At 53.2% G+C, this 20,478-nt stretch carries 21 protein-coding genes; 8 read left to right on the top strand and 13 right to left on the bottom strand.

Features of this window, described 5'->3' with window-relative positions:
• Position 1: 1 nt before the first annotated feature.
• Entirely contained in the window at positions 2-478 is a 477-nt protein-coding gene (locus AC6I8X_RS21045) for a GlcG/HbpS family heme-binding protein (RefSeq protein ID WP_299450035.1), read from the bottom strand.
• A 48-nt stretch (positions 479-526) separates the two neighbouring features.
• Positions 527-925, bottom strand: coding sequence for a DoxX family protein (locus tag AC6I8X_RS21040; RefSeq protein ID WP_497841359.1), 399 nt, complete (start codon positions 923-925; stop codon positions 527-529).
• A gap of 492 nt (positions 926-1,417) precedes the next feature.
• Here AC6I8X_RS21040 and AC6I8X_RS21035 point away from each other — a divergent pair, with 492 nt between their 5' ends.
• From AC6I8X_RS21035 to AC6I8X_RS21015, 5 genes are all read left to right on the top strand, one after another.
• The gene (locus AC6I8X_RS21035) at positions 1,418-2,395 is read left to right on the top strand and encodes a hydroxyacid dehydrogenase (RefSeq protein WP_497841358.1); all 978 of its coding nucleotides are present in this window, start codon (positions 1,418-1,420) and stop codon (positions 2,393-2,395) included.
• 3 nt (positions 2,396-2,398) lie between these two features.
• Complete coding sequence (locus AC6I8X_RS21030; protein ID WP_313683473.1) at positions 2,399-3,091, top strand: RraA family protein; 693 nt, start codon at positions 2,399-2,401, stop codon at positions 3,089-3,091.
• A 125-nt stretch (positions 3,092-3,216) separates the two neighbouring features.
• Positions 3,217-4,677, top strand: coding sequence for an MFS transporter (locus AC6I8X_RS21025; protein WP_497841357.1), 1,461 nt, complete (start codon positions 3,217-3,219; stop codon positions 4,675-4,677).
• A 701-nt stretch (positions 4,678-5,378) separates the two neighbouring features.
• Positions 5,379-6,110 (top strand): hypothetical protein, encoded by a 732-nt coding sequence (locus tag AC6I8X_RS21020; RefSeq protein WP_313683471.1) that lies wholly within the window; start codon positions 5,379-5,381, stop codon positions 6,108-6,110.
• 109 nt (positions 6,111-6,219) lie between these two features.
• Positions 6,220-7,326, top strand: a complete 1,107-nt coding sequence (locus AC6I8X_RS21015) for a Fic family protein (protein ID WP_497841356.1) — start codon at positions 6,220-6,222, stop codon at positions 7,324-7,326.
• 44 nt (positions 7,327-7,370) lie between these two features.
• On the opposite strand, the gene AC6I8X_RS21010 is transcribed toward AC6I8X_RS21015, so the two are convergent.
• The 11 genes from AC6I8X_RS21010 to AC6I8X_RS20960 form a co-directional block, all read right to left on the bottom strand.
• Positions 7,371-7,718: a YebG family protein gene (locus tag AC6I8X_RS21010; protein WP_313683469.1), complete on the bottom strand. Its 348-nt coding sequence runs from the start codon at positions 7,716-7,718 to the stop codon at positions 7,371-7,373.
• Between the two features lie 73 nt (positions 7,719-7,791).
• Positions 7,792-8,586 (bottom strand): SIR2 family protein, encoded by a 795-nt coding sequence (locus AC6I8X_RS21005; RefSeq protein WP_084880999.1) that lies wholly within the window; start codon positions 8,584-8,586, stop codon positions 7,792-7,794.
• Positions 8,583-9,143 carry a non-canonical purine NTP pyrophosphatase gene (locus AC6I8X_RS21000; protein ID WP_313688823.1) on the bottom strand — a complete coding sequence of 187 codons (561 nt, stop codon included), beginning with the start codon at positions 9,141-9,143 and terminating at the stop codon, positions 8,583-8,585. Before AC6I8X_RS21000 ends, AC6I8X_RS21005 begins: the two co-directional genes overlap by 4 nt.
• 251 nt (positions 9,144-9,394) lie before the next feature.
• The gene (locus tag AC6I8X_RS20995) at positions 9,395-10,189 is read right to left on the bottom strand and encodes an amino acid ABC transporter ATP-binding protein (RefSeq protein ID WP_084881001.1); all 795 of its coding nucleotides are present in this window, start codon (positions 10,187-10,189) and stop codon (positions 9,395-9,397) included.
• Positions 10,173-11,099 (bottom strand): amino acid ABC transporter permease, encoded by a 927-nt coding sequence (locus tag AC6I8X_RS20990; protein WP_313688821.1) that lies wholly within the window; start codon positions 11,097-11,099, stop codon positions 10,173-10,175. The genes AC6I8X_RS20995 and AC6I8X_RS20990 overlap by 17 nt, the downstream gene beginning before the upstream one ends.
• Before the next feature lie 9 nt (positions 11,100-11,108).
• Entirely contained in the window at positions 11,109-11,621 is a 513-nt protein-coding gene (locus AC6I8X_RS20985) for a GNAT family N-acetyltransferase (protein ID WP_313688819.1), read from the bottom strand.
• A 9-nt stretch (positions 11,622-11,630) separates the two neighbouring features.
• Positions 11,631-12,566: an ABC transporter substrate-binding protein gene (locus AC6I8X_RS20980; protein ID WP_497841355.1), complete on the bottom strand. Its 936-nt coding sequence runs from the start codon at positions 12,564-12,566 to the stop codon at positions 11,631-11,633.
• A 15-nt stretch (positions 12,567-12,581) separates the two neighbouring features.
• Entirely contained in the window at positions 12,582-13,895 is a 1,314-nt protein-coding gene (locus tag AC6I8X_RS20975; RefSeq protein ID WP_497841354.1) for an LLM class flavin-dependent oxidoreductase, read from the bottom strand.
• A gap of 52 nt (positions 13,896-13,947) precedes the next feature.
• Positions 13,948-15,105, bottom strand: a complete 1,158-nt coding sequence (locus tag AC6I8X_RS20970; RefSeq protein WP_497841353.1) for an amidohydrolase — start codon at positions 15,103-15,105, stop codon at positions 13,948-13,950.
• Between the two features lie 22 nt (positions 15,106-15,127).
• A complete protein-coding gene (locus AC6I8X_RS20965) occupies positions 15,128-16,126 on the bottom strand; it encodes an MsnO8 family LLM class oxidoreductase (RefSeq protein WP_497841352.1) in 999 nt (332 codons plus the stop codon).
• 258 nt (positions 16,127-16,384) lie between these two features.
• Entirely contained in the window at positions 16,385-17,194 is an 810-nt protein-coding gene (locus tag AC6I8X_RS20960; protein WP_497841351.1) for a hypothetical protein, read from the bottom strand.
• Between the two features lie 288 nt (positions 17,195-17,482).
• Between AC6I8X_RS20960 and AC6I8X_RS20955 the strand changes: the two genes are divergently transcribed.
• From AC6I8X_RS20955 to AC6I8X_RS20945, 3 genes are all read left to right on the top strand, one after another.
• A complete protein-coding gene (locus AC6I8X_RS20955; protein ID WP_497841350.1) occupies positions 17,483-18,400 on the top strand; it encodes an alpha/beta hydrolase fold domain-containing protein in 918 nt (305 codons plus the stop codon).
• Between the two features lie 35 nt (positions 18,401-18,435).
• Positions 18,436-18,648: a hypothetical protein gene (locus AC6I8X_RS20950; protein WP_497841349.1), complete on the top strand. Its 213-nt coding sequence runs from the start codon at positions 18,436-18,438 to the stop codon at positions 18,646-18,648.
• Between the two features lie 199 nt (positions 18,649-18,847).
• Positions 18,848-20,470: a TIGR04028 family ABC transporter substrate-binding protein gene (locus AC6I8X_RS20945; protein WP_497841348.1), complete on the top strand. Its 1,623-nt coding sequence runs from the start codon at positions 18,848-18,850 to the stop codon at positions 20,468-20,470.
• Positions 20,471-20,478: the final 8 nt, after the last annotated feature.

The raw sequence follows: 20,478 nt of genomic DNA, 5'->3' as shown, positions 1-20,478 counted from the left end.
GCTAGCCAGCATTCAGGGCCGACAGCGCCCCTTTCGCAGCTTCGGCATCAACATTGCCATCCGGCGTACTGACGCCAATCGCCCCCACTACCACACCATTGAGTTTCACCGGTTCGCCGCCAGGCAACGGCACCACCGCCGGATTACCCAGCATCCCGATATTCCCTGCCGCGATCTTCTGCTGGAAGCTGGCAGTCGGTACGCCGAACGCCGCTGCGGAATGAGCTTTTTTCGGTGCCAGCTCGCTGTTCGCCAGCGTCGCACCGTCAAGACGGTCAAAGCTAATCAACTGACCAAAGGGATCAACCACCGCCACCACGCCACCAATCTGATGGCTACGGATGATTTGCTCAGCTTTTGCCACCAGCGACTGTGCCTGCTGATGGGTGAGTATGGAAACCTGGTTAACCGGTTGGGCGGCCTGCGCAGTGGCGCAGATCAGTCCGCTGCACAGCAGCGCTGTCGGAATCAATTTCATGATGGGTCCTGAAATAATGGGTTAAGGGATGTTAAGTATTTTGCCCGGTCAGCTACGGACGAAGCGGCGTTGTAACAGATGGTCGAGGCTCCATTTGCCGCCACCATGCAGGCACAGCAGCAGGAAACCGGCGGCACAGGAGATGTTTTTCAGCCACACCATCAGGTGTGCATGGCTGTAGCCCTGGTAGAACAGGAAACCCGCAACCACGGAGAAAACCGCCATAAAAATCGCTGTGAAACGGGTGAGGAAACCAAGGGCAATCGCCAGTCCACCGCCGACTTCCAGCAGGATCACCAGTGGCAGGAAAAAGCCCGGTACGTTGTTACTGGCCATCAGTTGCAGGTTGTCGCTGTAGTGCGCAATTTTGTCGATGCCGGAGGTAAAAAACAGGCCGACGGCCATCAACCGACCGAGGACGGAAAGCAGATCTTTGGACTGAATCATGATGTAACCATTCTGATATGTAGTTGTTAATGAACCAGACAGTACATTTTAAATCTTTACTAACTTTTACCATTTCGTGCTGACACAAACGGACTGTTTTTTTGCGCGGGCGCGCGAATGGCACAATTTTGTACCGGAGGAAGTAAGAAATTGTTTCTTTTGTAACAGGCGGTTGAGAGCAGAATTTGAAGTCGATCACACTATAGGCTCGCGTCAGAACCTGATGATGTGCTGTCACGCAATGCTGATTTCTGCAGTCTCACGGCCTGATTATTTAACAAAAAGCGTTAGCCAATATGCCGGTATTGATGTCATCAGAAAGTGAACAAATTGTTAACGCAGTATGGCGCGCTGTTTGCCGTGATTTTGCCCAAATTTCTCCCGCTAAAAATACCGATAAATTCCCGACAGGAATGAATTCATAACTAACACAGAATATTTTTTATCAGTCTCCGATGCCAGGATGACGCTAAACCCTATCGGAGAACCATCATGACTTATCGCTTTCTCGTGACGACCACGAGCCTCGGCCAGGGAGGCCGCAACTTACTTGCTGACGCCCATTGCGTCGTGGATTATCTGGACAACGCCAACGATGCGGCGGAAGTGGAACGTCGGATGAGCAGCGTGCCTTATGACGCGGTAATTTCACGTACGGTTGAGTTAAGTGCCAAAGCGATAGCAGCCTGTCCGACGTTAAAAATCATCTGCAAACACGGTGTTGGCGTAACCAATATCGATGTTGAAGCCGCGACCCGGCAGGGGATCCCGGTGCTGACTACCCCGGCGACTAACGCGCAATCGGTCGCGGAACTGACGCTGGCGCTGATGCTGAACTGCGCGCGCCGTCTGCCATTCTTCCAGCATGAAGTGGCTGCCGGTCGCTGGACGCGCAGCGGTGACGGCGAAGAGTTGCAGGGGAAAACACTCGGCTTGGTAGGCTTTGGTGAAATCGGCCGCCGCGTAGCGCGTGTTGCACACGCCATCGGCATGCAGGTGGTATTTTTCGATCCGGCCATTGCTGCCGATGCCGATTTTGCAGGCGCACAGCGCTGTGCATCACTGGACGATTTACTGCCGCTGGCTGATGTGCTGAGCCTGCATTGCCCGGTGACGCCGAAAACCCGCCAGATGATCAATGTGAACTCGCTCGCACTTCTGCCGCAAGGTTCCATCCTGATTAACACCGCACGCGGCGAGCTGGTGGATGAGGAAGCCCTGGCAACGGCGCTGCAAAATGGGCAGCTGCGCGCGGCGGCGCTGGACACCGTGGCCCAGGAGCCGCTGGCGGCCGATCATCCTTTCCGCGCCCTGCCGAATCTGATAATCACCCCGCATATTGGCGGCTCGACTCCCCAGGCACTGGATGCTGTGGCGCAAAGCGCGGCACGTCAATGCCTGGCCTGGCTTGATAACCAACAGATTCACCTTTCTGCCTGCGTTAATCCGCAGGTGCTTAACCGGAGTTAACTTATGACGATGCGAAGCGACTGGCCGATTGGCTATTTTATTGGCGAACGTGGCCCACAAATTGATAATGCTCTGCTTGCAGCCTTCCGCCAGCTGCCAGTGCCCAATATTGGTGACTCAATGGGCCGTAGCGTCGGCGCATTAGGGCTGACGGCTTATCACAACGATCCGCAGCTGGTACTGTGTGGCCCGGCGCTCACCGTGAAGGTGCGTCCCGGCGACAACCTGATGATTCACAAAGCCATTGAAATGGCGCAACCCGGTGATGTGATCGTGGTGGATGGTTCTGGCGATCTGACCCAGGCGCTGATTGGTGGCCTGATGCGCACCTCAGCAGTGGCGAAGAAGATTGCGGGGTTCGTCATTGACGGCGCAGTACGCGATCTTAACGAATGGGCCGAAGGTGGCGTGGCGGTCTGGGCGCGGGGTAACACACTGCGCGGCCCCTCCAAAGACGGCCCGGGAGAAGTGAACACCACGGTGCACTGTGCCGGTCTGGTGATTTCCCCTGGTGACCTGATCGTCGCCGACGCTGATGGCGTGATCGCCATTCCGCATGACGAGCTGAGCGTACTGCTGCCGCGCGTACAACAACATGCGCAGCGTGAAGAGAAAATCCGTGCCAGCAATCTTGCCGGAACCAACGATCCGGAGCGTTTTAACGCGATTCTGCGTGCCAAAGGTTGTCCGTTATAACGTATCAGAACCGTAGCGGCGCGATTTATCGCGCGTCTTTTTAAAAACCGCGATAAATCGCGCCGCTACAGGCTGTCCAGAACACCTGCGCGTTCATCATTATAAAAACAGTGGAGTACCCTACCGTGCTTAAGAAAATTTCACTGAGCGAGTCGTTACCGCCACCGATCACCTGGCGTGACAATTTCACACCAGAAGAAGGTAAAGCCTTTGGTGCGCAGCTTTCCGCGCGACTGGAACGATTACCGGCCGCCCGCCCATTATGGCTCATTATCTTTGCGCTGGCCCTTGGCGGCTGGTTCGAAGTTTATGATGTGTTTCTTACCGCCTATATCGGACCAGGCATGGTACGTGAGGGAATATTCACCCACGGCAGCCATAGCTTCTTTGATCCCAGCAGCCTTGGGGCATTTGTGGCAGCCATGTTTCTCGGCGTTTTTCTCGGTACGTTATTGATTGCCAATCTTGCGGACCAGATGGGACGCCGCAAAGTCTTTATCATCGCCTTGCTGGTGTATGCCATCGCCAGCGGCATTATGGCCTTCCAGCATCATCCGTATGCCATTGTGTTCTGGCGAATTGTCTCGGGAATTGGTGTCGGGGCTGAGCTGGTTACCATTGATGCTTACGTATCAGAATTCATTCCGGCACGTCTGCGTGGCCGTTCATACGCGTTTGTGCAGGCGATTCAATATACCTCGATTCCGACTATCGCCTTTTTGTCATGGCAACTGGTGCCGCTGGCTCCATTTGGGCTGACCGGCTGGCGCTGGGTGGTGTTATTTGGTTGCATCGGGGCGGTGATTGTCTGGTTGATCCGTATGGGACTGCCGGAAAGCCCGCGCTGGCTGGTAGAGCAAGGCCGCTACAAAGAAGCTGAAGATATCGTACGCCGCCTCGAAGCAAAGGTCGCCAAATCGACCGGCGCGGTATTACCTCCTGTTAACATCGAAGCACTGAAACCGGTGGAGAATGTCCCCGCAGTGAAAAATGAGATGTGGCGTCCTCCCTACCGTCGCCGCACCATCATGCTGCTGGTGTTCAACTTCTTTCAGTCCATTGGCTACTACGGCTTTGCCAGTTGGATCCCGACCCTGCTGGCAGCGAAAGGTGTCACCTTCACCCATAGTCTGCTGTATTCGTTCCTGATCGCGTTTGCCAGTCCGCTGGGACCGCTACTGGCCATGACCTTTGCTGACCGTATCGAACGTAAATGGCTGGTGAGTGGATCCGCACTGGCGATAGCGCTGGTGGGCACGGTGTTTTCCTGGCAATCGCAGCCAGTGATGCTCGTCACCCTCGGTCTGTTGCTGTCGCTGGCCAGCACCTGTATGACTTTCTCGTATCGCGCCTATCAGGCGGAATTGTTCCCGACTCGTTTCCGTGCCAAAGCGATTGGCATGGTCTACTCAGTAAGCCGCATCAGCGGCATGCTATCGGGCTTTACCATCGCCTGGGTGCTGCACGAGATGGGGGTGGGTTCCGTGTTTATGGTGATCTCCACCGCAATGGCGATTGTGGTATTCACCATCGGTATTTTTGGTCCGCGTACCCTGAATCGTCGTCTGGAGGAGATTGCCTCCTGATGTCAGGTTTGGCAAAAATTGCGCAAATTGTCTGATTTGATCGCAATTAAAACATCAAGGGGATGCTTGCATTCCCTTTTTTGATCCAGCGCAAAAACATTCAGCGCATCTCCTGTCAGCTTATTCCTCACAGGGTCTTCACACCCACATAACAAGAGGATACGAAGATGAGCACTAAAGTGACTTTGGCAGGCGTGTTATTGGTCTGGCTGGTGTATGTCGGCTGGATGGTGAATTACTATGCAGGTACTTTCTCGTTGTTTACCCATTGATTGGTTTAGTGGCGTAATTTATCGTGCGCGGCTCACCCCCCGCACGATAAATTGCGTCGCGACAAAGCGTCACCAAAAAAACGCCTGCCATTACCCAATTTATCGCATGGTGTTCAGATAAAGAATCGCATCATCTCTCATTTTAAATTCAATTAAACGTGAAAATTTCAGGCTGAAATCGCCAGTAATGAGTGGCCCGATTCACCTGGCACGGCAGCAACAAGCATATCAAATCGCAATAATTACAATGCCTTTCCCGGTAATTAAGCATCTGAAACACCCGGATTAACATACTGCGAAAATCAGGGAAAACTCATTACTGAAGCACAGATGAGTGTGTTTACACTGCTTGAAGTTGAAGAGTTACCGCTCGTTCAACACCTCAGTCAGTGACCAATCAAACATTCATCTACCGAGAGGTTCGTTATCATGCGAATACAAACTCCCTATTCCCATCTGACAGCACATCTGGATAGCGTATTTTTCGATGAGACATCATTGAGATATAAAACAAATCAAACAATTAAGGACTTCTGTAAAAATCTAACAAAGGTTATGAACACTGGCGTAAGTTATAATAAATTATTATCAAATTCATCAAAAAGTCGTATTCGTGGTGATTTCTCGCATATTAAAAAGCTGTCAAAAAAGATTCCCGTGGCAGAAGAGGAAGTTATTGCCAATATAGAAAAAGCAAAGTCTCAGGGTGAGAACCTGACTTTCTTTACTAAAACACAGTCACAAATATCTGATGATATTAATAAACTACAGTGTCTAATTAAAATGGCGGATTTATTGACCCTGGGATTACGTCATCCCGACCCATCCTCTGTTACTGCTCCTGATGGTAAACTTATTACTGCATTAGCTTATTTATACGAATTTATTGATGACAGAAAAGTTTTTAATTATTTCTCGATCCATGGGCATTATCAGCTTCATGCCCCTCGTCTTCCGCAAAATAATCAGGTTGTGAATCGTGTGCTGCCCTCTGCCCCTGCTGCTGACGATCATTATTTAATGGGTCATCACAGTGGAATAACCCCTGGTGAAGCCCCTCCCACCTACGAGCAGGCTATACAACAAGGGCAAAATCAACGCATGAATGCCTATGCGAGTAGTCATTATCCCCGACCCGGCTGGTCAATGAACCGAATATGATCTACTATTCGACTCACTATGCGAGCCGAATAACCATCCTTATCGGCTCGAATTCCGGGCCGAATAAACGTTCCATTCAGCTCAAACACCGTAAAATTTTAGGTGAATCATGTGGATATGGCAACAACCCAACTGGCCAGCATTCCACTGGCAGGATGAGATATTGCTGCCCCGGCTCCGGCATTTGCAGCAACAGCGTGGCGTTTTGCTGGGACGAGCCAGTATTGCAGACAATAACGATCACCAGACGCTGGATACATTGCTGACAAATATTCTCTCTTCTTCAGCCATTGAGGATGTGCGGGTCAATGCCCAGTCGGTACGATCCTCACTTGCCCGCCGCTTAGGCGTATCACTGGACCAGCCCTATCCGGTGTCTGAACGTTCGGAAGGATTAGCCGCAATGATGATGGATGCCATTACCCTGCGCGATCAGCCTTTAACGCTGGCACGTTTATGTGAATGGCATCGCTGGTTATTCCCTGTGAGTGAATGGTCAATTCAACGTTTCAATGTCGGAGGTTTACGGGGGGAGGAGCCCATGCAAGTGGTGTCCGGACGGATCGATCGTCCCACGGTTCATTTTGAAGCGCCACCTCGTGCCGGGCTGGATTCACAGCTACAGCAGTTTATCGACTGGTTTAATCACAGTCGGGAAGACGTTTTGCTCGATCCTTTATTACGCGCCGGATTGTGTCATTTATGGTTCGTGACGTTACATCCCTTCGACGATGGTAATGGGCGCATCACGCGCGCATTGACCGACCTGGCTCTGGCGCAGTCTGACAGTCAAAGTATTCGATTGTATGCCATGTCGGCATCTATTCTGGCTCGCCGGTCTGATTACTACCGCATTTTGCAGGAGACACAACGCGGGGAGATGGATGTGACAGCCTGGCTGGCATGGTTCCTGGAGGTGCTCAACGACAGCCTTGAACAAGCCCTGGTCGTGGTAACCCGTACCCAGCAAAAAGCCCGCTTCTGGCTGAATCATCAGGGAGCCGCGCTCAGCATGGAGCAAACGAAGGTGCTTAATCGCTTGCTGGATGGCGATGAGCAGGGCTTCGTGGATGGCATTAGCGCAGGTCAGTATCAAAAAGTGGCAAAAGTGAGTAAATCCACGGCAACACGCCATTTGAACGAGTTACTGGAGAAGGGCTACCTGGAGAAACTTCCGGGTGGTGGCCGCAGCACTCGCTATCACATCAAACATTAATGCAGAAACAACAACGCCGTCATAAACGACGGCGTTGTTTCATATCAGGCGACCTTTACGGCGCGAACTTTCTTTTCCGGTGCATCGGCTGCCACTTCCCCGGCATCATCCGCTTCGGCTGTTTCAGCTGACGCAGATTCTTCGGCGTTCACCGGTTCTGGCAACTTGCTGGTGCGCAGAATGTGTTGCACCGCGTCTTTCTGCTCAGCCAGTTGCAGGCCCAGAGCCTCCGCCTGGCTTTCATCCATCTCTGGATTATTTTGCAACAGCCAGTCAGTAAAGGCATCTGCCATATCGAGCATCTTGTCCCAGGCATCTGCGTCTTTTTTATTGGCAAACGTCATTTTCTCTTCACCCTTTCTGACCACAACATATTTGGTTTCGACTGCCATGATGCACCTCGTTAACTGTATTTATATACAGTATATTCCGAATTATCGTTGCAGGGCAATGGCTTTTTGCCCGTCAGGCGATCAATTCCTGCAAAAAATCCGCGAGTGCTTTACGCGGATCATCCTCTTCAGAGACGATCATCTCAATCCCCCACTGCCCCAATACCTCTTTTGCCACCGGATTATTACGGTTGGTAAACAGGTAGGATTTGGGCCGTGCTGACGCCAGACCGGTTCGTCCCCACATTTTCGTCAGCCGATAAAATAACAGACGGATATTAAAATCACTGATGCTGTAACCAACAAACAACACCGAATTCCCCATCACATCATGCGTCAGCTTAATATCCAGCGGGGAATCAAAATAGAGTCGTTCAAAGTAGCTGCTTTCATCCAAAACAATCGAAGTATCATCATCGAAATCACCGTGTAATTTGATGATATGGCGCTTATCTTCCGTCAATGACACCAGGTCAGCCGCGTTAGCCACTTTGCTGTAAGGTACATTATGCGCTTCGTGCGCCATCTCCAGCCAGCGATCGTAATTGGTGGTGTAAATCCGCGAGAAATTACCCTGAGTGATCATGGTATGAATTTCTGAACTGCGCACATCAATATCCGGGCGATGCCACTCGCGATCCATCCAGCTACGCAGCGGACCCAGTGACCCTTTACGTTGTTTGTAATACTCCGCCAGCGAAAGATGGGTGCCGTAGGTATTGAAGATCTTCGGGTCATAACCGAGTTCATTGGCGAGATGCGCGATCAACTCATGCCACTCTGGCAACCCCAGGTTACGAGAGATGCCCGCTCCGGCAAACAGGATGAGCTTACCGGCATCATAAGCACGTTTCAGCTCCGGTTTCATGCCAATCCCCGTGACGTTTTCAGAAAAGTGGCAAAACGATCCAGCGCCAGTCGCCGCATGGAAACCTCATTTTTTAACTCGCCCATTTCAGCAAAAGTTTGTGTATGTCCTTCAGGGATAAATACGCAATCCCACTGGAACTCACGCGGTCCGGCCGCCTCGGCAGCAATGGTGCCACGGACTTCACCTTCAAACAGATACATCTTACGACCATCACAGTAGCCGAGCACGGTTTTGGCCGTCACGCTCTGACTCTCCAGCCCCTGTACCAGCTTGGTGAAGCGCTCCGCCTCCAGGCGGTTCCAGAAGATACGTGTCAACCCGGCAGGCAGGCCGTTTAACCCGTCGAGGTACAAACCGGTATGTTCAACAAACAGCGGGCGGCCAATAATCGAGAACGCCTTGGTGAGCTTATCGCGCACCAGCTCGACCTCATTTTCCGTCTGAATCTCTTCAATACGGCGCGCGATGGGGATCACCTCCACGCCCACCGGTTCGAGGATGGTACGCACCTCGGCCAGTTTATGCTCGTTGGCGGATAGAAAACGTATTTTCATTGCAACCAGTTGATTTCAAATGGGTGAATAGCAGCAGATTATAAGTTTATGCCGCAGGATAGCTGCTTTCGATGACAGTTTATTGTGACGACGCGACTTTAGTCCCACCGTGTTTGTGAGGATAGTGCAGTTTATTCTGAATGCAACCGATTGACGCACAAAGGAGAAAAAGGATGAGCGGCGTTAATTATCTCTGGCCTGTCGGGGGCTTTGGCCGGGGCTGTCTGCCCCGGCGATGACAATGAGGCTGATCACAACACCCGCGCCAGAAAACGTTTTGTTCGCTCGTGACGTGGCTGGTTCAACACCTGATGGCTGCTGCCCTGCTCTACGATACGGCCATCGACCATAAACACCACGTTATCCGCCACCTCGCGCGCAAAGCCAATCTCGTGGGTGACGATCACCAGCGTGGTGCCGGATCGCGCCAGCTTTTTGATCACATCCAGCACTTCCCCCACCAGTTCAGGATCGAGCGCTGAGGTTGGTTCATCGAACAACATCACACGCGGATTAAGCATCAGTGCCCTGGCGATAGCGATACGCTGCTGCTGTCCACCGGAAAGATGGCGAGGCCAGGCATCGGCCTTATGGCGTAAGCCAACAATATCCAGCAGTTCACCCGCCCGGATGACCGCCTCCCTGCGGGAAAGCTGACGATGTGCCACCGGTGCTTCAATCAGGTTCTCCAGCACCGTCAGATGCGGAAACAGATTGAAGTTCTGAAACACGTAGCCCACGTTGATACGCTGACGCAGAATGGCGTTCTCTTTCAGTTCGTAAAGTTTATCGCCCCGCCGCTGATAACCGATGTACTCACCATCGATCTGGATAAACCCTTCATCCACCCGTTCCAGATGGTTGATGGTACGCAGCAGCGTCGATTTTCCTGAGCCAGAAGGGCCGAGGATCACCGTGACTGAACCCGGTGCCAGCTCCAGTGACACATCATCCAGCGCCTGATGGCTACCAAAAAACTTGCTGACGCCAGTGATACTGATGGCACCGGTAGCGTGCAGATTGCGGTAATCAATGGCTTCGGACATGGGAGAACTCCTCGTTGGCGGCATCCATTGCCACGCGATTGCGCCGTTGACGCCAGCGCGATGGTTGCGGTTCCCGGCTGACGCTACGCGCCAGCCAGCGTTCGACACTGTGTTGTAACAGCGACAATACGGTCGTGATGATCAGATACCAGGCGGCACCGACCATCAGCAGCGGGATGACCTGCTGAGTGCGGTTGTAGATCATCTGAATGGTGTAAAACAGCTCCGGCATCGCCAACACGTACACCATCGCCGTACCTTTCGCGAGGCTGATCACTTCATTAAACGCGGTGGGAATAATGGCCCGCAGTGCCTGCGGCAAAATGATGCGAAACGTACGACGCGATGAGGATAAACCCAGCGCGGAAGCGGCCTCGAACTGACCATGATCGACGCCGAGAAAACCGCCGCGAATAATCTCCGCACTGTAAGCACTTTGCACCAGGGTCAGGCCAATCACCGCCGCCGGAAACTGCCCCAGCACGTTAATGGTCTGGAAGTGCCCCCATGATAACGCCGTAAACGGGACGCCGAAGGAGAGCGTGTCGTACAAATAGGAGAAGTTATACAGAATGATCAGTACCACAATCAGCGGCAGCGATCGGAACAACCAGATATAACCGAACGCCAGCGAACTCAGCAACCAGGATGATGACAGGCGTGCCAACGCCAGCAGACCGCCAAATATCAGGCTGAAGAACGTGCCAAAAAGTGTCAGCAACAGAGTTTGCCCTAAGCCACTGAGGATCACCGGGTCGAAAAACCAACGGGCAAACACGCCCCACTCCCAGCGTGGATTAAACGCTACCGAATCAATCACCCCGGCCAGGATAAATAGCGCGACAATGGCCCCGAGAGTCCGAGCCGGATAGCGTGCAGGGACCACGGTTAAACGCTGTTCAGTTTTCATGCGGGTTCCTTAGCTGGCTTCGGCCACGCTATGCACATCAATCACTTTGAGAAAACGCAAACGCCCGTCATGGGGTGGCTGGCCATAGATCTCCATATCATCACGCAGTTCAAACTGCGGCTGATAACCATGGCCGATATACAACCGCACCGCTTCAGGCTGGCGAAAGCCGGTGGTGAGGTAAATACGCTGATAACCGGCGCGCTGCGCACGCCGCTCCAGCTCCTGCAAAATCAGCAACGCCAGCCCCTGGCGACGCAGATCTCCGCGTGTCCAGATACGTTTCAGCTCGGCGGTGTGCTCGTCATAAGGTTTGTAGGCTCCCATCGCAATGATTTCGCCCTTCCGCTCCAGCACGATAAACAGGCCGCGCGGCGGTAAGTACCATTCGGTCAGTTCCACTTCTTTGCTGTTGCGGAAAAAATCACCGTAGCGGGCCTCATATTCACCAAACAATCCGTTCAGGATCGGTTGGAGTTCCGGCGCTTCCGGCGAAACCTCGCGGAAAAATTGCTGGCTCATCTCGCCTCCTTAATCGCCCAGACCGGCCGGATTCACTTCAGAATGATCGATGTGTTCTACACCCTCACCCCAGCGATTCAGCACCCGGAGGTAATCACCGTTTTGCATCACGCCGTTAAGCGCGGTGCTGATCGGCTCTGCCAGGCCACTACCCTTTTTCACCGTTACCGCGATGTGTGCCGCCTTTGGCCAGCCGCCATCCACGCTGCCGACCAGACGTGTCTGCCCGGTCAGCGCGGCTTTCCATGCACCAATCACATTCGGGCCGAAGTAAGCGTCAGCGCGACCGGATTGCAGCGCGAGGGTTTGTGCCGCGTCGTCTTTGGTATAAATCGGTGTGAACGGCTTCAGCCCTTTGGCCTGATTCTCTTTATCCCACGCCAGCAAAATCGCTTCCTGATTGGTACCGGATCCGACGATGATGCGCAGCCCGGCGATATCTGCGGCTTTGGTCAGGGACTTAATCGGGCTGCTGGTTTTGACATAGAAACCGAGGGAATCCTTGCGGTAGGTGGCAAAATCAAAGCGTTCTTTGCGTTCTTTGGTCACGGTGATGTTGCTGATGGCCGCGTCGTATTTGCCAGAGGCGACTCCCAGCGGCCAATCCTCCCAGGAGGTCGGGACGATGTTAAGTTTCAACCCGAGGCTATCGGCCACCAGCCGGGCGATATCCACTTCGCTGCCGAGTAACGTTTTGTTGTCATCACTGAACACCGTCAGCGGCGGGGAGTTCTGCGCGGCCACTGCCACGGTAAAGCTACCCGGCACGGCAAAATGGTGTCCGGCGGGGATCTGCGCCACCGCAGCGCTATTTTTACCGGTGTTGATCGGGGTCTTGTTGGCTTCGAGACTGACCTGCTGACCATTCAGCGCCACCTCTTCGGCGAGGGCGGACATGCTGCTGGTCACTAATAACAGAGCGATGAGGGCGATCTTCTTCTGCATAGCGGCTACTCGCTTTTATTGTTGTGTGAACTGGTTTTGCGGATCCGGCAGGGCAAAACTGGCGCGTAACGTGCTGCCCGGATATTCACGACGCGATAAACCCCGCGCCTGTAAAATCGGTACCACGCGATCGACAAAACGTTCGAAGGTATCCGGCGTGCCGCCCTGAATGATGAAGCCGTCAGTGGCTGCGCTTTCGAACCACAGTTGCAGGCCGTCGGCAATCTGCTCCGGCGTGCCGTGGAACAGCGGACGGGGCGTGGCCGCTTCAAGCGCGGCCTGACGCAGCGTATGGCCCTGCTCGCGTGCTTTGCGTTTGATCTCATCGGTGGTGCTGCGGAAGCTGTTCTGCCCAATATCACCAATATCGGGAAAGGGTTCATCCAGCGGATACTGCGAGAAATCGTGGTGATCGAAGAAGCGTCCGAGATAATTCAGCGCATCGGTGATTGAGACCAGCGCTGCGGTGGTTTGATACTGGCGTTCCACATCGTCGGCATCATCCCCCACAATCACGCTGACGCCCTGGAAAATATGCAAATCCTCTGGCTGACGCCCCTGCGCCACCAGCTGCGTTTTCACATCCCGATAGAATGCCTGGGCCTCTTCTCGTGTGGGCTGGTGAGTGAAAATGGCATCCGCATGGCGTGCGGCCAGCTTTTTACCATCTTCGGATGCGCCAGCCTGGAAGATAATCGGACGCCCCTGCGGCGTACGGGCGATGTTGAGTGGCCCCTGCACCTGGAAAAAATCACCATGATGATCCAGCGTGTGCAATTTAGCGGGATCGAAGAACTGGCCGCTCTCCTTGTTGCGTACAAAGGCATCGCCTTCCCAGGAATCCCACAACCCTTTCACCACCTGCAAATACTCATCGGCGATACGATAGCGCAATGCGTGTTCCGGGTGTTGCTGACGCGAAAAGTTCTTCGCTGATCCTTCCAGCGGTGACGTCACCACGTTCCAGCCCGCACGCCCGCCACTCAGATGGTCGAGACTGGCGAACTGACGCGCCACGGTAAAAGGTTCGCTGTAGGAGGTGGAAACGGTGCCCACTAATCCGAGATGCTGCGTCACGCCAGCCAATGCCGACAGCAGCGTCAGGGGTTCAAAACGGTTGAGGAAATGAGGAATCGACTTTTCATTAATAAACAGGCCATCGGCAACAAACAGGAAATCCAGTTTGCCCTGTTCTGCTTTACGCGCGATATGTCTGGCGTAGTCAAAATTGATGCTGGCGTCCGCCTGTGCCACCGGATGGCGCCAGGCAGACATATTACCGGATGCGCCGTGCAGAATAGTGCCCAGTCGCAGTTGTCTGGTAGTCATAATCGTTTCTCTCCGTCCATAGCACATGTCGATTAAAAGAGGGGGTAATTTGTTAGCTCAGGATGACGTCACGACATCGTGCGTTGAGATGTTGCAACGCCTGCTGAGCCAGTTGTGCAAAGTAACTGGCAGCGGGCGCGATTAAGGCTTCATCCGGGTTAAATCCGCCATGATGCAGACCAAAATCACTGGCGCTGCCGATGCTGACAAATGCACCGGGGATCAGTTGCAGGTAAAAGGCGAAGTCCTCACCGCCAAGGTGCAGATCGGCGGTTTGCACCCGATATCCGGCCTGTTGCGCGATATGGCTGGCAAAAGCTGCCCATTGTGGGTCGTTCTCCAGCACCGGCGGACCGGCGTGCCAGCTCAGAGTGGCAGTGGCACCCTGCGCGGCGGCGACGCTTTCCACCAGACGTCGCACGCGTTGTTCCAGTTGTTGCCGGACCAGCAAATCGTGCGTACGTGCGGTGCCGCCAAACTCAACTTCTCCCGGCAGCACATTCCAGGTTTTGCCGCCGTCGATGCGGGTAATACTGAGCACCAGGCTGTCGAGGGTATTAAAACTGCGACTGGTCAGGGATTGCAGCGCCTGAATGATCTGGCTGGCGACCACAATGCTATCCACCCCCTGTTCCGGATGCGCCGCATGGGCCCCTTTACCGTTGACGCGAATCACAAAGCGATCGGCATTGGCATAAAAAGCGCCGCCGCGTGTGGCGAAGGTCCCTGTCGGCAAGCCTGGTTCGTTATGCATACCAAAAATCGCCTGCACATCCTGCAACACACCCGCACGGATAAATTGCCGTGCACCGGTGGCATTCTCTTCGCCGGGCTGAAACAGAATGCGAATGCGCCCTGGCAACTGTGCTTCCTGCGCTTTAAGTTGCAGTGCGGCACCCAGCATTACCGCGCTGTGCACATCGTGGCCGCAGGCGTGCATCACACCGGTATGACGCGAGCGATAGGGCAACCCGGTCGCTTCGTGGATCGGTAAAGCATCAATATCTGCGCGTAACGCAATCACGGTGTCGCCCTGGCCGATTTCTGCCACCACACCCGTTTCGAGCCCATAATCCAGCAGACGTATCCCTGCCGCCTGTAACCATCCTCGCAGGCGCGCGGTGGTCTCAACTTCGTGGCTGGAGAGTTCCGGCCAGCTATGCAGCTCGCGCCGCCAGTCAATCAGCTGTTGTTGCGAAAATTGCGTCATGGGTGCCTCCGGGGTGCGCCATTCAGACCGCAACCAGACGATGGGTTGCCAGCAGTTCGAGGGATTTCAGACGGGCATGCTCATCCACCACCGGTGAATCAATCACGAACTCGTCGATGCCGAAGTTTTGATGCAGTGCCTCAAGCTGAGCATGCACCTGGGCTGCGGTGCCTTTCAGCAAAGAAGGTGTACGTGGTTCAATCACATAATCGTGATAACCGCCCTGGCGTACATAGCGTTCTGCCTGTTCAATGCTGCCAACATTGACGCTTTGCCCGTCTTTCACTGTGACGCGATAAAAACGTAAATTGCTGACCAGCAGATCAGCTTCTGCCGGAGAATCCGCCACCACCACCTGCACTGCCACCAGCGCACGCTGGCCGTGACTGAGCTGGTGGTAACGTCCCAGCACCCTCTCCAGCAAAGGGCGATCACCATTGAGATGGGCGGCGAACACCAGTTGCCAGCCGAGTTCTGCCGCCAGCTGCGCACTTTCTTCACTGGCTCCCAGCAGAAAACGATTAGCCGGACGGGCGGGCTGCGGGGTTGCGTTAAGGGTTTCCTCATCACTGTGTAACGCGGCGGGTTGTAACCAGCCATCCAGCAACGCCAGTTGCTCAGCAAAACTCCCTTTTTCATCCTGATGAACGCCCAGCTGGAGCGCCCGGGTGGACAGCGGCAACCCACCGGGAGCCTTACCGACACCAAGATCGATACGACCCGGAGCCAGCGACGCCAGCAGATTAAAGTTTTCCGCCACTTTGTATGGGCTGTAATGCTGCAACATCACGCCTCCCGAGCCAATGCGGATATGGCGTGTCTGACCGATAATCCAGGCAATCAGTAATTCCGGTGCCGGGCCGGCCAGCTGTGCCGAGTTATGGTGTTCAGCCAGCCAGAAGCGGTGATACCCCCATGCTTCCGCCTGTTGTGCCAGATGCAGGGTACGATGCAACGCATGAGTTGCACTCTCTCCTTCGGCAATCGGCGATTTATCCAGCAAACTGAGTCGGTATGACATACGCCTTATCCTTTCTGCAATGAATATAACGGCTAGTGTGGAACGGGGCTTTTATTTCGCAAAACAACAAATTCGACAAAGTGAATTAGGAAAATGGAAATAGGGGTGGCGTTTATGTCGATCAGGCTAATAACCGTAGCGGCGTGATTTATTACGCGGGGTTTACCGCCACGCTGCTCAAAATTGCGCGATAAATCGCGCCGCTACGGATCCGTGCGGTTATTGACGCTCAAAATGGTAGCGACAACTTTTGATGATTTATAACCGGGTATCCATTGGCTGAGCACTTCTGTTTTTAATTATCTCAAGGATTCTTTGCAGTTCTGGTTTATAGACTGAGGAAGAATGATTCAGACTGTCTTCATCTATCCTCAATTCTAACCTCCCCCAAATATCAATGATTTCCCTGACAACCTCACTGGAATCGCCCTGTGCATATGAACGGTCAGAGATCAAAACCCCTTTTGGAGTTTTCGACATAATACCTGGCCGTTCGATAGTCGAACTCACTTCACCATATTCTTTCGCAAGATCATGTAATTTTTTCACGCCACCCATATTTCTTAGCGTATAGGTCGGTACATCTTTAATGACATTGAATACAGGAATTTCTTTACCTACTATTTTAGTCCCATGTCTGACGCCCGCCATACGCAAATAAACCTGCAACTCATCCTGAAGCTTTATTTTTTCAAAATAAAATGTTTTATGCTTTTCCAGAAGTTCTCGTCCTTTATCCGGATGAATGATTTCAATCTGGGAAAAAATCGGTGGGCGGTGCTCAAATAAAGCCAGGAGCCTTGCGCCCAATTGCCTTATTTCCTCCACATGTTGTGACTCTTCGTAACTCAGAGGGTTGGTATAGGCCTGCGGCGGTTGGAAATCACTCGGCCCTGAATAGCCGTCATAGGATGGCGGCGCGACAGGCATCTGTGGATTATTCGATGCAGGTAATAGCGTTAGCTGAGATAATCGCGCAACCGGCAGGCGTGGTGCCAGATGGTTGTTGCCCCGCGTGGCCGAAGAGGTTGCCATATGAACAGAAGGAAAACCGATGCGATCGGACATATTTACACTCCCTGGTTTAGATGATTTTTATTTCCAGCGCCGCTGCCATGGATTTATATGCTTAACAGTAAGTGATGTTGATAAAAACAAAATGTTATTAGTTGTGATAATTTACTGAAGGTAACATCATAAATATCATGTCATTTTTAAAACTGATTTATCTCTGAAATAAATAACATATCAATTATTTTATGACGACCAAAAATATCATCTGTACAGCGCCATTGGAATAAATCATCATCGGGAACAGCTGAAACTATTCGCTTTTGCTAACCGGAGATTCTGTCTATGTCACAGCATGCTGATAAACCTTTCGAAACACGCCATCCGTTATCTGCCCATGATCGCACGCGTGAGCCACAAATCATCGCGGCTATGGACCAGTTGCGAGCGAACTTTACCGGCACGATGCGGGAAATGTATGACCAGATGCTGGCCGGGACACCCATGGCTCCAGGTATGGTCACCGAACGCATCGAACAGGACGGGATACAGGGTTGGTGGGTGAAACCGGAACAGCAAACAGATTCGCGAGCACTGGTGTTTATTCATGGCGGTGGTTATACGCTGGGCAGTGCCCGTGCCTATCGGGGTTTTGCCAGCCAGTTAGCGACGCGCGCCGGTATTGCCACATTCGTCCCGGACTATCCTTTAACCCCAGAACATCCCTTCCCGGCAGCACCGGAGGCGCTTGCGCGACTTCCTGGCTGGCTGGCGACCCAGGGAATGACTCAGCTGGCGTTAGCCGGAGATTCTGCGGGCGGCGCTCTGGCGCTGGGATTGTTACAAAACCCGCAGGTGGCGGCTGATGTGGCTTCTGTCGTGGTTTTTTCGCCCTATCTCGACCTGGCGTTTACTGGCGAGTCTTTTAATAACCCGGTGACTCACGACCCCATTTTCCATCCTGAAATACTGACCCAACTGGCAGGAATTTATCTCAACGGCACCCCCGCCACCAACGGCTTAGCATCGCCGTTGTACGACGTACCCGAACGCTTACCCCCGCTGGCAATTCAGGTGGGAACAGACGAATTGTTGCTGGATGATGCCACACGTTATGCCGCCGCTGCGGCAGTACGAGGCGGTGAGGTGCGTCTGGATATTTATGAAGGTATGCATCATGTATTTCAGAGCGAAATCGAACTGGAAGCTGCGCGCCATGCGCTGGATGCCGCTGCAGAGTTTATTACCCGCCACTGGCGATAACCAGGCATCCCTGACTTCTCTAAATGCAGTGTGAAATGAAAATAATCATCTTTATCGTAATTGTCATTGCTGGAATCGTGTTTATACCTGACACAGTTGTCGGCCATGTTGTGGACAGTCTGGATTTAGCTCAAGGTGACGGCGAGGAGGGAATGAATAATTTCTTTTTTATCATTTTGTTAATCAAGACCGCTTTTTCAACCGTCATTGCCCTGCTGATTCTACGCAGATATCGGAAGCCTCAATGAGGAATTAATTAATGAAATGGAGATTGAAGTGTACTCACCCTGTGACCTATCTGATTAAAGGACCACATTAAGCTCCGGGCTATTGAGCTTTTACCTTTTTCAGCAAAGCTTAGTGCATTTCCTTGGTTCAACTCCCCGACGCGGCGTTCGATGATAAAAACCGCCCGTCGGGTAATTGATAACAAAGGAATTCACCATCATGAAGCAACGTTTTCACTTGCAGGCATTAAGTTTTGCTCTGCTGACAGGGATATTCAGTGCTCACGCAGCGGACACGCCAGTTAAAGGCGGCACGCTCATTTATCTGGAACAACAACCCCATACCAACCTTTATCCTCCGGCGGGTGGTTTTTACCCCAACGGTGGCATCCTGAACCAGATCACCGATAAGCTCACCTGGCAAAACCCCAAAACCTTACAGGTTGAACCCTGGATTGCCGAGAGCTGGAGCAGCAACGCCGACAAAACCGAATACACCTTTAAAATCCGTCCAGGTGTGACGTTCTCCGACGGCACACCGCTGGATGCTAACGCGGTGGCGAAAAACTTTGATACCTATGGTCTGGGCAATAAAGCGCAGCGTTTGCCGGTGTCTGAGGTGATTAATAATTACGATCATAGCGAAGTGATTGATCCACTGACGGTGAAATTTTATTTCACCAAACCCTCACCGGGCTTTTTACAAGGCACTGCCACCATCGGCTCGGGACTGGTGTCCCTCAGCACTTTAAAACGCAGCTTCGATCAGTTGGGCGATGCGCGCCATATTATTGGCTCAGGCCCGTTTGTGGTCAGCAATGAACAGCTGGGCCGCGAAGTCGATCTGGTGGCACGCAAGGATTACCACTGGGGACCGAAGAATATTGCCCAGCAAGGCCCGGCCAATCTCGACGGCATCAAATTTATCGTCACCCCGGAAGACAGCGTCCGGATTGGCGCATTGCTGGCAGGTCAGGCTGATTTTATTCGCCAGGTGCAGGCGTATGACGAAAAACAGGCCAAACAACAGAACTTCCCGATTTATGCCGCTCCGACGCGTGGCGTCAATGACAGTATCAGCTTCCGCCCGGATAACCCGCTGGTCAGCGACCTGAAAGTACGTCAGGCGCTGCTGCATGCCACCAATGCACAGCAGGTGGTACAAACCCTGTTCTCCCCCAACTATCCGCAAGCGACTTCGGTGATTGCCGCAAGCGCGGCGGGCTACGTCAATCTGAGCGACAAACTCAACTATGACCCGACGCTGGCGAAACAACTGCTGGATGAAGCGGGCTGGAAACCCGGTAGCGATGGGATCCGCGAGAAAGGTGGCGAGAAACTGGCGCTGACGGTGTATGAATCCCCGCCACAGCCACAAAACAAAGAAGTGCTGCAACTGGTGGCACAGCAGTGGCGTCAGGTGGGGGTCGCCCTGACGGTGAAAGCCGGTGATGCCGGCAGCAAAACGCTGGATAACCTGGACCCGCTGAAAACCCCGCTGACCGTCTCCGAAGTGGGACGTGCCGATCCTGACGTGGTGAAAAGCATGTTCTATCCCACTAATCGCGATGCGTTGCTGCAAAAAGGCGGATCCAGCGACAAAGTGAAAAGCTTCCGCGACGACAAACTGAATACGCTGCTGGTCAATATCTCGGCCGAAGTTGATGCGCAAAAGCGCCTGCAACTGACCGGTGATGCGCAGCGTTATCTGCTCGACAACGCCTATGTGATCCCGATCTTCGAGGAACCGCAGGTGTTTGCCGGTGCGCCCTGGTTAAAAGGCGTCAGTTTTGAAGCGGTGGGCCGCCCATCGTTCTACGGCGCGTGGCTGGAAAAACACTAAGGCAGGCT

The organism is Pantoea sp. X-Soil-TKNS-1280, from assembly GCF_059730475.1.
This window is presented reverse-complemented; position numbering and strand designations above follow the sequence as displayed.